Annotated in this window: 13 protein-coding genes and 2 pseudogenes; 9 read left to right on the plus strand and 6 right to left on the minus strand. The window is 67.2% G+C overall.

The window, feature by feature from the left end; all coding sequences use genetic code 11:
* Positions 1-49 precede the first annotated feature (49 nt).
* From AMA02S_RS31930 to AMA02S_RS31940, 4 genes are all read left to right on the plus strand, one after another.
* Complete coding sequence (locus AMA02S_RS31930) at positions 50-703, plus strand: TetR/AcrR family transcriptional regulator (protein ID WP_067465887.1); 654 nt, start codon at positions 50-52, stop codon at positions 701-703.
* 237 nt (positions 704-940) lie between these two features.
* Positions 941-1087 carry a hypothetical protein gene (locus tag AMA02S_RS42275; RefSeq protein ID WP_157430940.1) on the plus strand — a complete coding sequence of 49 codons (147 nt, stop codon included), beginning with the start codon at positions 941-943 and terminating at the stop codon, positions 1085-1087.
* 29 nt (positions 1088-1116) lie between these two features.
* The gene (locus AMA02S_RS31935) at positions 1117-1554 is read left to right on the plus strand and encodes a hypothetical protein (protein WP_157430941.1); all 438 of its coding nucleotides are present in this window, start codon (positions 1117-1119) and stop codon (positions 1552-1554) included.
* Positions 1555-1864: 310 nt separating this feature from the next.
* Positions 1865-2458, plus strand: a complete 594-nt coding sequence (locus tag AMA02S_RS31940; RefSeq protein ID WP_067466328.1) for an ASCH domain-containing protein — start codon at positions 1865-1867, stop codon at positions 2456-2458.
* A gap of 200 nt (positions 2459-2658) precedes the next feature.
* Here the strand turns inward: AMA02S_RS31940 and AMA02S_RS31945 are convergent, their stop codons facing one another.
* On the minus strand, positions 2659-3345 hold the full coding sequence (locus tag AMA02S_RS31945; protein ID WP_067465893.1) for a response regulator: 687 nt from the start codon (positions 3343-3345) through the stop codon (positions 2659-2661).
* Entirely contained in the window at positions 3342-4112 is a 771-nt protein-coding gene (locus tag AMA02S_RS31950; RefSeq protein WP_067465896.1) for a sensor histidine kinase, read from the minus strand. Before AMA02S_RS31950 ends, AMA02S_RS31945 begins: the two co-directional genes overlap by 4 nt.
* A gap of 165 nt (positions 4113-4277) precedes the next feature.
* On the opposite strand from AMA02S_RS31950, the gene AMA02S_RS31955 reads away from it, so the two are divergent.
* On the plus strand, positions 4278-5621 hold the full coding sequence (locus tag AMA02S_RS31955) for an FAD-binding oxidoreductase (RefSeq protein WP_084265816.1): 1344 nt from the start codon (positions 4278-4280) through the stop codon (positions 5619-5621).
* Positions 5622-5668: 47 nt separating this feature from the next.
* Here AMA02S_RS31955 and AMA02S_RS42280 read toward each other — a convergent pair.
* Positions 5669-5938 (minus strand): annotated as a pseudogene (locus AMA02S_RS42280) (DDE-type integrase/transposase/recombinase); the annotation flags it as partial.
* 124 nt (positions 5939-6062) lie between these two features.
* Here AMA02S_RS42280 and AMA02S_RS31960 point away from each other — a divergent pair.
* Positions 6063-8048, plus strand: a complete 1986-nt coding sequence (locus tag AMA02S_RS31960; RefSeq protein WP_067465899.1) for an NACHT domain-containing protein — start codon at positions 6063-6065, stop codon at positions 8046-8048.
* An 86-nt stretch (positions 8049-8134) separates the two neighbouring features.
* On the opposite strand, the gene AMA02S_RS40810 is transcribed toward AMA02S_RS31960, so the two are convergent.
* Both AMA02S_RS40810 and AMA02S_RS31965 read right to left on the minus strand, forming a co-directional pair.
* Entirely contained in the window at positions 8135-8680 is a 546-nt protein-coding gene (locus AMA02S_RS40810) for a DUF4360 domain-containing protein (RefSeq protein WP_169806926.1), read from the minus strand.
* Between the two features lie 432 nt (positions 8681-9112).
* A complete protein-coding gene (locus AMA02S_RS31965) occupies positions 9113-9796 on the minus strand; it encodes a LysR family substrate-binding domain-containing protein (protein ID WP_067465901.1) in 684 nt (227 codons plus the stop codon).
* A gap of 54 nt (positions 9797-9850) precedes the next feature.
* Here AMA02S_RS31965 and AMA02S_RS31970 point away from each other — a divergent pair, with 54 nt between their 5' ends.
* The 3 genes and pseudogenes from AMA02S_RS31970 to AMA02S_RS31980 all read left to right on the plus strand — a co-directional run bounded on the left by AMA02S_RS31970 (position 9851) and on the right by AMA02S_RS31980 (position 11533).
* Positions 9851-10234 carry a DUF5997 family protein gene (locus AMA02S_RS31970; RefSeq protein WP_084265819.1) on the plus strand — a complete coding sequence of 128 codons (384 nt, stop codon included), beginning with the start codon at positions 9851-9853 and terminating at the stop codon, positions 10232-10234.
* A 7-nt stretch (positions 10235-10241) separates the two neighbouring features.
* Positions 10242-10657: pseudogene (locus AMA02S_RS44400) on the plus strand (hypothetical protein); the annotation flags it as partial.
* 183 nt (positions 10658-10840) lie between these two features.
* Entirely contained in the window at positions 10841-11533 is a 693-nt protein-coding gene (locus tag AMA02S_RS31980; RefSeq protein WP_084265820.1) for an exonuclease domain-containing protein, read from the plus strand.
* Between the two features lie 443 nt (positions 11534-11976).
* Here the strand turns inward: AMA02S_RS31980 and AMA02S_RS42285 are convergent, their stop codons facing one another.
* A complete protein-coding gene (locus tag AMA02S_RS42285; protein ID WP_157430942.1) occupies positions 11977-12429 on the minus strand; it encodes a hypothetical protein in 453 nt (150 codons plus the stop codon).
* Positions 12430-12440: the final 11 nt, after the last annotated feature.

Consider the following 12440-nt stretch of genomic DNA (forward strand, 5'->3'; position numbering starts at 1 on the left):
ACCTTTCGTTAGATGAAACCTCTATCCAATAGAAGACTACGCTTCTCACGTGGCTGTCAAGAGACGCTATGAATCGGCACGGCGCCGGCAGCAGGCCAGCCAGACCCGCCGGGCGATCCTGGACGCGGCGAGCCGGCTGTTCGTCGATCCCGGTTACGCCGCCACCCCGCTGACCGCGGTCGCGGCCGATGCCGGAGTCGCGATCCAGACCGTGTACGCGGTGTTCGGCAGCAAACGCAACCTGCTCTCCCAGCTCGTCGACGTCACCATCGCCGGTGACGACGAGCCGACCGCGCTGCCCGACAGGCCCTTCGTCGCCGAGATCCGCAGGCTCACCGACCCCCGTGACAAGCTCGCCTGCTATGCCCGGCACCTGTACCAGACCCACGTCCGCCAGGCCGAGGTGATGATCGCGCTCGCCGGCGCCGCCACCGCCGACCCCGACGTCGCCTCGATCTGGCGTAAGAACACCGAGGAACGTCGGCGGGGCATGACCATGTTCGCCACCGAACTCGCCGCCACCGGCCACCTGCGGCCAGACCACGACGTCGACAGCGCCGCCGACGTCCTTTTCCTCGCCATGGACGTCACCAACTACGACTGGCTCGTACGCGAACGCGGCTGGTCACCCGAACGTTTCCAACGTTGGTACGTGGACACGGTGGCCGCGGCGATCCTCGACCTCCCACCGCCGGAAGTCTGACGACCCCCAGCGCACTTTTCTGCCGCGACCGGGCGCTCCAGTCACAGGTAGCAGTGGATGATGCGGGCATGCTCGGCTGACGGATCACCGCGCCATCCATCATCGCCGTCTTCACGGTGCTTGGAATGGCGCTCCGGGCGATACCCACTTGGTGCTTTGATGTGTACCGACTGTGGCGGCGAAGATGGGAGGGCGCCGATGGCGGGGATCTGGCACGAGCTCGAAGGCGGCCGCTAGGTGGCGTTACAGGCCGAGCCGTTCGAGCGGGAGCAGATCCTGCACGACAGCATCGAGCGGGGCGCGGCGATGCTTCCACTCCCCGGTCAGCCGACTTTGGTGTTACTGGGGCGGGAAGTGCAGTTGGCAATGGTTACGCCGATCTGATCGCGGTGGAGGCCCAGACCGGACGGCCCGTGGTGATCGAGGTGAAACTCGCCTCCAACGCCGACCGCAGGCAGGTTTTCACCCAGACGCTCGGCTATGCCTCCTACCTTGCCGATCCCGCGCACCAGGAATTGCTAAGACGGTTGCTCGACTGGGCACAGCACCTACAAGCCGAGGGCTTGGCCACTCTCTACACCACCGTCGGAAAGGGACGCTGGGTGCTCAATGCACGCCTTCCCGGCCAGGGCCGGGGGCTGGTCACCGTCTGGAACGACCGCGGCGCCTACCTGAGCCCGCAGCGGTCGGTCTTCCAGGCCGAGGCACCGCAAACCTTAGCCCGTCTGGACCAACGTCTCCCGGGCGAGATTCGGCAGAACAACTACCTCACGAGCCCACTCGACCAGGACGTCCTCGCATTGCTCACCGCCGCCTACCGGGAGGCCCGTGGAGAGGAAAGGCGAGCCTGACGACACCCGGCCACATCCTCTTCTGCCGCAGACAGCGACGGCTTGACCCTCAATCGGACTCGTTCGCCAGCGGTGACCAGCGGTTCCTTGTTCAGTCGGCTGTGGCGAGCAATCGGCGTTCTGCGGTAGTCCTTCGTAGCGCTGTGCCCAGTCGCGGAGTCCGGCGGCGAGTCTGGTCGATGACGAGTCGAGGTAGCCGTCCGGGTTGCCGCCTCTGCTCCGGGCGGCCTCCTGCAACCCGCTTAGCATGATCTATTGGGTGGCCTGTATGAAGTTGCAGAAGGCGAGGCCTATCACCTGGGAGGGAACGATGCTGTTCAGGCGGGAGGTCCTTGAGGGGATCGCGGGCGGGCGGATCGACCGGGTGTTCCGGGTGTGGGCCGAACCGCGGGTCCGTGCGGGGAGCACCCAGCGCACCTGGGCGGGAATCATCGTGATCGACTCGGTCACGGCCGTCACCCCCGAGGAGATCACAGAAGAGGACGCCCTGCGTTCGGGCTTCAACGGCCGCGCGGCGCTGCTTACCGCTCTCTCCAAGAGCACCAAGGAGGGCGGCTACCACCGTGTCATGCTCCATCTCGGCGGGCCCGACCCCAGGTCGGAACTGGCCGACAACGCCGACCTGACCGACCAGGAATTGGCCGACCTCAAAGCCGCCTTGGACGCCATCGACACCCGCAGCCGCCGCGCCCCTTGGACCCGCGAGGTCCTCCGTCTCATCGAGGACCACCCCGGTCTGCGCGCCCTGGACCTGGCCGAACACCTGGACCGCGACAAACTCCCTTTCAAAGCCGACGTCCGCCGTCTGAAAGCCCTCGGACTCACAGAAAGCCTGGAGACCGGTTACCGCCTCTCACCCCGTGGCAGGACCGTCATGGCCTACCTACGGTCCTTGGCCGAATGATCTATCCCGGGTGCTGCTTCAGCCCTGACATCGTCTCTTGCCACCGAGCGTTCGGGAATGCCCTCTTCTGCCGATGAGTGGGAGATCGGTGTGCTTGGCGCGGGGTTGCAGAGGGCGTTGGGGGTGAGCGGATCTGTATCCATCTGTGGTCGCCAGGGACGGCCCCACCAGAAGAGCTTTTCGAGGGGCCGTCGGTTGGTTCAGCGTGTGCCGCTGGTGGGTGGGCTTGGATCGCGGGGGCTTACCAGGCCGCTCTGGTAGGCGAACACGACGAGCTGGGCGCGGTCGCGCGCGCCGAGCTTGGTCATCGCCCTGCTGACGTGGGTCTTGGCCGTGGTGGGGCTGAGCACCATGGTTTCGGCTATTTCGTCGTTGTTCAGTCCGTGGGCGACCAAGGCGACGACTTCACGTTCCCTGTTGGTCAGCGACTCCATTCCAGCCGCGGCCAGCACGTCCGGTGGCCGGGCGACGAACTCACTGATCAGCCGGCGGGTGACCGCGGGAGACAGCAGGGCTTCCCCGCGCTCGGCTACCCGTAGCGCCTGGAGCAACTCGGCGGGGTGGGTGTCCTTGAGCAGGAAGCCGCTCGCCCCCGCCCGCAGTGCGCGGAAGATGTACTCGTCCAGCCCGTAGTTGGTGAGGATGACGACGCGGACGCCGGCCAGCCGCGGGTCGGCGACGATCTGCCGGGTCGCCTCGATGCCGTCGAGCACCGGCATCTGGATGTCGACCAGCGCGATGTCCGGGCGGTGCTCCACGGCCAAAGCGATCGCCTGCTGCCCGTCGGCGGCCTCGGCGACCACTTCGATGTCGTCCTCGGAGTCGAGCAGTGACCGGATCCCGCTGCGGATCAGCACCTGGTCGTCGGCCAGCAGGACACGGATCACGCCGCCGCCCGGATCGGCAGTTCGGCGCGTACCCGGAAGCCGCCGTCCCCGTGCGGCCCGGCGTGCAGACGGCCGCCGAGCGCGGCGACCCGTTCGCGCATGCCGATCAGGCCGAGCCCCTGGCCAGCCGACGGGACACCGGCTGCGGCGCCGTCATTGTCCACCTGGACGATCAGCTCGTCCGGCCCGTACCGCACCTGCACCGTGGCGCTCGCCCCCGCGGCGTGCCGCGAGACGTTGGTGAGCGCCTCCTGCACGATGCGGTAGGCGGCCTGGTCGACGTCGCGCGTGAGCCGGCATCGCGCGCCGGTCACCGTCACGGTGACCTGCAACCCGGCCGTGCGTGCCCGTGCCACCAGGCTTTCCAGCTGGCCGAGGCCGCTGCTCGCGCCGTCCTCGTCGGTGCGCAGCACGCTGAGTGTGGCCCGCAGTTCCCTGGCGGCGTCCGCGCCGGCCTCTTGGATCGCCAGCAGCGCGGGCGGCACCTCCTCGCCGCGCTTGCCCGCCAGGTGCACCTCGACGCCGGCGTGCACCTGGATCACCGAGATGCTGTGCGTGAGCGAATCGTGCAGTTCCCGTGCGATGCGCAACCGCTCCTCTACGGCTCTGCGCCTGGCGGCCTCGTCCTTGGTTCGCTCCGCCTCCTCGGCGCGCTGCTCCACCTCGCGCAGGTGAAGCAGCCACATGCGGGCGGCGACGAGCATGACGCCGGCGGAGATGAGCCATCCGGCCCCGTAGAGCCTCCGCAAGCCGCGATCGGTACGCATTCTCCGAGGATACGGGCCGGTTCTGCGGACGCGTCCTGCCGCTGGACCCATTGCCGGCTACTCCCGCCGTAGTACACGGGCGGACGGCTGACTCCCTGCTGAGCAGGAAAAAGACACGTCCTGTACCCGACGACCGAAACCTGCGGGGTCGGCACCATCGTCCCCATGACACAGATATCGAGCAGCGAACGTCCCGCAGCAGCGCTGGACACGGTCGCGGAGGTGCTGAGGCCGGGGGACGAAGGCTATCCCGAGTCCGCGTCGATCTTGTTCGCCGACGGCACGCCCGACCTGGTGGTCCGTCCCCGCGATGCGGCCGGGGTAGCGGCGGCGCTGCGCTACGCGGCCGAGACCGGGCTGACCGTGACGGTACGGTCGGGCGGACACAGCATGGCGGGGTTGAGCACGAACACCGATGGAATGATCATCGACACGCGGCGGATCGATGGTGTGCGCCTGCTGGACCCGGCCTCCGGGCGGGTGCGCGTCGGTGCGGGCGCGACCTGGGGTGCGGTGGCCGCGGCGCTGAGCCCGCACGGGCTGGGGCTGACCGCGGGAGACACCAGGCAGGTCGGTGTGGGCGGGCTGACGCTGGGAGGCGGCATCGGCTGGATGGTACGCCGGCACGGGCTGGCCATCGACAGCCTGGCGGCGGTTCGGCTGGTCACCGCGGACGGCCGGCTGATCGGCGCGGACGCCGTCGAGCACGCCGACCTGTTCTGGGCGCTGCGTGGTGGCGGCGGCAACTTCGGCGTCGCGGTCGGCTTCGACTTCATCGCCCAGCCGATCACTTCCGTGCATTTCGGGACGATCAGCTACCAGGCCGGCGACCTGCCGGGACTCATCGCCGGCTGGCGCGATCTGATGCGGGCCGCCGACGAGAGGCTGACCACGACGCTCAGCTTCATGCCGGCGATGCCGGGGCATCTGGCGGGCGTCACGCTGACGTGCTGCTACGCCGGTTCGGACGGCGGTGAGGCGGAGCAGGCGCTGCGTCCGTTCCGGGAACTCGCCCCGGTCACCTCCGACGGCATCAGAGCCGTGCCCTACGCCGAAGTGTTCGAGGACGCCGGACCGCTGCCTCCCGGACTGCGCATGGAGGTGCGCAACACCTTCTTCAGCACGCTCGACGACGCGCGCGTCGCCGCCGTCGCCGAACTGTTCACCGGCGGCGGAGCGGCGCTCTCGCTACGCAGCATGGGCGGCGCGGCCGCACGCGTCAGCCGGGACGCGACCGCCTTCGCCCACCGAGACGCCGAAGTCATGGCGGCGGCCGCCTTCCTGGTCCCGGACGCCGCGCCGCCCGGGCTCCTGGATCAGGCGTTGCGCCGGTGGTCGCAGGTGAGCGCCCTGGGCTCGGGCGCTTACATCGAATTCCTCGGCTCGGCCGAACCCTCGGAGGTCGCGGCGGCCTACCCGCCGGACACCTACCGGCGCCTGGCCGCGGTCAAACGCCGCTACGACCCCGGCAACGTGTTCCGGCGCACCCACAACATCCTCCCTGCCTAGTCGTTGCTCGGTCTCGTGAGGTTGCGAACTCGGCTGGCGGTGGGAGGCCGGTTGAAGCGTTCGACCTTGCCGTTGGTCTGCGCCCGGTAGGGGCGGGTGCGTCTGTGGGTGATGCCGGCGTCGGTCAACGTGTCGCGCCAGAGCCGGGAGCGATAGCAAGCGCCGTTGAATGTCGGTCAGGACGCAGGCCACGGTGATGTCGACGGCGAGGAAAGACTGCGCCCGGTGCCAGAACGCGGTGGGGATTCCTTGGGCTCGTCGGGCAGGATCTGGGTGTAGGCCAACCGGGAGTGGTCGTCGACGGCGCTGTGCAGGAACGGGTCAGCACGTGATGCACGGTGGAGGGGGGCCAGGCACCGAGCAGGTAGGCGATGCGGGGCCGGTCCCCAGCGGCGGGCCGCGACGGCCGGGGTCCTCGCCCTCGGCATCACGGACGGCCTGGTGTTCGCCGCGGTGGGCACCGCGACATTCGCGCTCGGTCGCGGCCTCCAGGTCGCCCCGGCACCGCCGTTCGCCAGCTGGACGTGGTCCTGGCGGCAGGCCGCCGTGGGCGCGGCCAAGGGCGGTGCGGTCGCCTTGACGGTGAACGCGGTGGTGATGACCACCCTCCAGTCCACCATCCCGAACGGGATCTTCGTCTGGATCGGCTGGGGGAGCATCGTCCTCGCCTTCTGGGCCCTTCACATGGCGCTGCATCGTGTGGACTCGGCCGCGACACGCGGTGGCGCCGTGCTGGGTGCCGCCGCCGGGCTGGCGGTCGGGGTCGCGGTCGGTGGCATCGAGAGCGTCTGGCAGGACGCGCTGGGCGTACACAACCTCGTCCACGGCTGGCCCGGCGTCAGGGAGACACTCGGTTACTGGTTCGCCCACTTCCCGGACGGCTTCTTCAGCGGCGTGAACGTTGGCGCTGCGGCAGGGCTGTTCGGCGCGGCCGTCGGCGGCTGGGCCGGCGGTGTCGCTTTCGGGTTCTGCTTCGCGCTGCTCGGCTCGGTGCCCGGCGGCCTGGTGATGGCCCTGGTGTTCGCCCTCGGCCACGGCATGGTGCCTGACGAGGAGGCGGCACCCGCCACCCCGGCCGCCGCGCTCCGGACGTCGGCACGTGTCGCCGCCGTCATCTTCGGCGCGTACATCGCCCTGGCCGCGCTCGCCCTCGGCGCCGTCGGCTATTTGGACGGACCTGTGCCCGAGACCACCGCCGTTCTGGTGGTCGGCCTGGCCCTGCTGGCCGGTTCAGGACCCGCCCGGAGCTGGCTTGCCTACTGGTCGACCCGGTGGAGCTTCGCCATCCGGGCCGTCCTGCCGTGGACGCTGTACCGATTCCTGGACCAGGCGGCCGAACGCGCGCTGCTGTTCCGCGAGGCAGGCGGATACCGCTTCGTCCATACGAGCTTCCGGTCGTATCTCGCGGGACGGCCTGAAGACGACTTCACAACGGACGGCCGTGTCCCCATCCGCTCCACTCCCGCGTGGACGACCAACACCACCGGCTCGGCGGCCAATGACTACGAGGTGCTGCTCCAATGGTGGTCAATCTCCAGCACCCGGAACGCCCTGGGACAGGCCCGCTCGGCCTTGACCGGCTCGCGGCCCGCCCGGGTCACATCGTCCCTGCTCGGCCGTGCGGTCTCCTGCATGCTGCCATGGTTGCTCTGGGCGTTGGGGGCCTACGTCGTCGGTGGGATGGCCGCTGCCGCCCTCTGGGATACCGACGGCGTCAAAGCGGGCCTGCTCTCGACGCCGATTGGAATCGCCGCGAGGATCCTTTGGCCGTTCATGTGCCGGTGGCGGTGGCCCCGGGATGCCGCACCGCGGCTCTTGGACGCGGCGAGAAATGGGTTGCGGCAGCTGGACACGCGGTACCCCAACGTCCTGCCAGCGGTGTTGTGGACGGCCGGGGGAGCGGGCGCCGGATTCGTCCTGAGCACGTTCGTCGTTGCCGTGCCAGGGACGTCCGCCGGATTCGACTCGGCGGCCCGGTGGGTGTTGATGGGGGCCCTGGCACTGACGGGATTGGTGCTATTCCCGCCATCGTCGCCACCCCCGCCAACGGCCGCCCAGGTGGTGATCGTAGATGTCCTGCGGCATCTGGCGGATGTGTCGCTTAGCGATGCACGGTCCACTTCGCCGCCACCGGATCGCCATGGGGACGGCGATGGCTGGGTTGCGCCCGGTGGCGTGCGTGTACGCGCTCGTCAGGCCAAGCTGCTGCCGGGCATGCCTCGCAGGTGCGGAGCCGCCGCAGCCCGACAGTCACTCACCCAAGGCGTCCTGAGAATTGGGCCGTACGTGGACCAAGGCCCCTACGCCCCAACGACCTGCCGATCTGCCACAGGACAGGCACCCGCACGGACTCCGTCACGCCTTCGCAGCGGTCAAGCCCCCCGGGGCCCGGGATCGGCCATGGCGGGTCTGCGCCCACCACGATGACTTCCACGACACCGACGTCCCTCGACCTTATGAACGACAGTAGACACATCGCGCCAATAGAAGCAGGGATGCGCCGGGACCGCCGTTTACCGGGGTCGGGCTGGGTCGGGACACTCTCTCCAGGCGAATTTGTAGACGTCGTCGTTGGGCAGTTCTATAAAATTCTTCTTCGACTTGTCCGAGGTGCCGATGTCGACGAGCAGGCCCGTCTGGATGCGGATGAGCCTTTCGTCACCGCAAGGTTTGTACCTCAGTTCGGTGTCGGGGGCTGGAAGTTGCCGGACCCCCTTGAACGGGCCGCTGATCCTCTCTACTCTCGTCATCGGACCCGGATCGCCCGGGAAGAAGATCCGCGAGGTCAGAACAGCTGAGGCACCGGATCCCAGTTGTCCCCGAACGGTGTAGTCCACCGGCCTGACGGCAAAGGTGTGGCTTGACGGAGTATGGGCATTAAGGAATAGGTCACAATGCTTCCGGTAATCATTTGACCCTGAGCCGGCGCCGTCCTTGGCGACCATTGAGCCCAGCCGGACGGTGAATCCGGTGTAATCCTTCTTAAGAGAGATCTCTACCTCTTCAGGCGGTCCGGGTGGGCATCCTGTACCTTCGTATCCCACCACCTCCAGGGTCATCTCCTTCGGCGGGAGGGGGTCCGCGGATGCCGCGGTGGAGGCCAGGCAGGGCAGGGCGAGAGTGGCACTCAGGGCCACGAGCAATGTGCGTTCGGTGTTCATCATTGGGCAGCACTCCAGGCCAGGCGTGTGTGAAGGCCGTGCCGGTGGGCGGTACAGCCGCGGTGACCCTGGCGCCGGGAATCCATGATCATATTAATTCTGGGTAATGAACCTTGTCAATGTTGAATTCCTTCAGTTTCTTTCATCTTTTAACTTGAGGAATCGCGTTCAGGGTCGCCTGAACGCCGCCGGGGTCGAACTGGGGGGCAGGCCTTCGTTTGGTGGGTGATCCGGTTTGGCCTCGTCGGCCACCTTGCTAAGCGGTATTCCAGCAGTCGTGTCGGAATGCGGATGTAGTGCTCGCGCGTATGTCGCCGGGCATGGCCCTCTTCACGTCCGGCGGCGCGGTTGGCGGCGACGCTTGGGGGTGGAGCGCTTCGGCGGGGGCTTCTTACCGGTGGGCTGCTGTTGCGGTTTGCGGCCACGGGAGCTGTTGGGGGTGCGGCCGCGGACGATGCCGATCAGTTCCTCCATGAGGTCGGTCGTCACAGCCTCGAGCCAGGCCAGACCGATCTGGGACTGAGGAGCGTCGGTCACGGTGCGGTAGGTGAGGTCTTTGCGGTGGTGGAGGCGGGCCAAAGACTGCGGGAGCAGCAGGACGCCGGCCCCTGACGCCACCAACTCGATCGCGATAGCGGTGTTCTCGGGACGGGTGAAGGCGAGCTGCCCGGGGCGGTCGTCCCAGGCCAAGACGTCGTCGAGCGGTTCGAACACGTCCTCGTCGACGAGATCGGCAAGCTCCACCTCCTCCACCGCGGCCACGGCGTGATCCTTCGGCACCACCACCACGGTCGTCTCCAGGTACAGCGGGATCACATGAAGGGCCGCACGGTCGACGGGCAGGCGTACGAACGCCGCGTCCACACCACCGTCCCGCAGCAGGGGGACGACCTCTGCGGCGGGCATCTGCACCAGCCGAAGTGGCACCTCCCGCACCCGCTCGGCCCACACCCGAGCCCACTTCCCGGGCGTCACCCCTGGCACGTAGGCAAGCCGGAATTCACCATTGGTCACTTCTTCAGCCTAGCCACGCCCAGGTGGCTCCCTCCCGCTGGATACCCTTGGATCATGAGCACGTCCAGGACGAAGACGCCGCAGACCATGAAACCCGCGACCGCGGCCAAGAAGCTGGGAATCCTGCTTTCAGCAGCGCCCGCCGAATTTCAGGAAGGCCCCGTCTCTCGAAACGAATTGAACGCGCTCCAAGCCGACCCGCCCTCGTGGCTCGCCGACCTGCGCCGCGAGGGCCCTCACCCCCGCCAGGTCGTCGCTGCCAGGCTCCGCGTCTCCGCTTCAGGTCTAGCCCGCGCCGGCATCACGGGCCCCCTCACCACAACCGAGATCGAGAACCTGAAGGCCGAGAACCCTGACTGGCTGGAACGCGAGCAAGCCATCCAGGCCGAAGTCCGCAAGGAGAACCTCCGCCTCAAGCAGCAGCGCGCCAAGGCCTGACTCACGCGATCCCTCAGCCGCCGGTCGGCAGGACATCCGATCCGGCGCTTCTCCAGGTAGCTTCAACCTGCTCTACCGCTACATCACCCAGGGCCGGGCCGAGGGCGCCCGGCCCGTCATCACCCCACGCCGCCTCGCCCGGTTTTCACTCACCTGCCCCGATGACCTGCGGAGGCCGAAACCCGGCTACTGCGGAAACTCACGGCTGCTTGCCCGGAGCTGGCCGAGCTCGCCCGCCTGGTCCGCGGCGCCGAACTCCTCACCCCGCTCGAGGGCAACGATGCCAATCTCACCGCTTGGATCACCGACGCCCGAGCCGCTGACCTGCCCCACCTGCACGGCTTCGCCAATGGCCTCGAACTCGACCGCGACGCGTTGAACGCCGGCCTCCACCACCGATTACGGGACAGAGCCGTTAACACTGGACAGACCCCATTCAGCCGAGCGCGCCGCTGTTGTTCGCGGGCGGTGGGCGGTCTGTGGTTGATCCACTTACAGATCTTTGCCCGGTAGACCGGGCGGTCGAAGGCGGTGTGGTGGAATTGTCCCGCTGTGGGGGACGAGATGGAACACTGTCGGTGAATCGGATGGGTTGGGAGGGCCGCTGTGGGATGGTCGGATGGGCGGATGGGCGGGTTCGATGTCGAGACCACCGGTGAGGATCCGGATCAGGCCAGAATCGTCGCCGCCGCCCTTGTTCTGGTCGGCGCCGATCGGCCTCGTCACGCGTTCCGCCTGCTGATTGATCCGGGCATCGACATTCCGGCTGCGTCGACCGCGGTGCACGGAATCACGACCGAGCAGGTCCGCTCCGAGGGCCGTGCACCCGCCGACGCGTTGGCCGAGATCATGCGGCTCCTGCATACGACGTGGGAACGCGATGTACCGGTGGTGGCATTCAACGGTTCCTATGACTTCACCGTCCTTGACCGGGAACTGGGTAGGCATCTGGATACCGAGGTCTCGGTCACCGGTCCGGTGGTGGATCCGCACATCATTGATCGGGCGCTGGACCGTCGTCGTGGCAAGCGGACCCTGGAAGAGACTTGTCGTCACTACCGAGTGAAGCTCGACAGCGCACATGACGCCACCCAGGACGCCCTCGCCGCTGCCCGACTCGCCTGGAGGCTTGCCCGGCGCTATCCGTCACAAGTTGGTGAGCTGGCATTATCGGAACTGTACGACAAACAGGTGGCGTGGTCCCAACAGTGGGCCGACTCGCTCAACCAGTACTGGCAGTCGCAGGGCCAAGACAAGACCATCGATGGCACCTGGCCGGTCCGACCCCGCCGAGCTTGAACACCACAGAAACCTCGTACCACCAGCACACCAATCGCTCGCGTTGATCACTCTCACCTCGAGCCGTTAAGCGCACCACAGACCGCAATACACACGCTCGCACCGTCGGCCGCGCTCAGGATTGCCGTCCGGGGAACCGTGTCGGCCCGATGGTACGGTCCCGCCCGCTGCGGTCGGCCCCCTTAATCCTGGGGCTGCCCAGTATCGGAGTCTCCTCCGATACTGGGCAGCCCCAGGATCGGAGGAGACTCCGGCCTTCATCCCCCGAGTTTGGGGGACTGCGTTGTGCTCGTTCTGGTCGCCCAATTGAGGAGGGTGAACCCAGCGCCGAACCCAGCAGGGTGCATGAGCCGTACCGACGATCGCGGCTACCGACATGACCCGATCATAGCCAGGGCGTGTTACCTGTTCAGGAGCTCGCGGCTCGCTTGTGGCGTTCCTTCTTAGGTATAGCTTCCTAGATTTACCCAATCATTCATGGCAGCCGTCAGCAGGTTTCCTACGGTCTCCTTAGTCTCCGCAAGAGCCAGCTCGATGAAGCACTGACAGCTAGTAAGATCATCGCCATTCAAGGAACACAAGAACACGCCGGTTACTTGTAGGGCACGGGCAACGGCTACTAGTTCGGTTTCCATAGGCAATGGAAGTCTTGAGGTCAACTCCTGAGCGAAAGTCTTGACTACCCTGCCGGCGCCGAAGAGAAACGCGACTTCGCCAGCGACGGAACCTACAAAGCCATGAATTGCGTCCTTGCCATTCAAAATGGCCGAAGCAATCTCCGCCAAAAGAGTGCACTTCCTGTGGTGACGACGGGAAGTTATCTGAAGCCAAGTATCTTCAGAGACGTATCGCCTGGCGCGATGGTTGACGGCATCTTGCCATGCACCAGAGATCACCTGGTTACACG

It is taken from the genome of Actinomadura macra NBRC 14102, assembly GCF_001552215.1.
Taxonomy (GTDB): Bacteria; Actinomycetota; Actinomycetes; order Streptosporangiales; family Streptosporangiaceae; genus Spirillospora; species Spirillospora macra.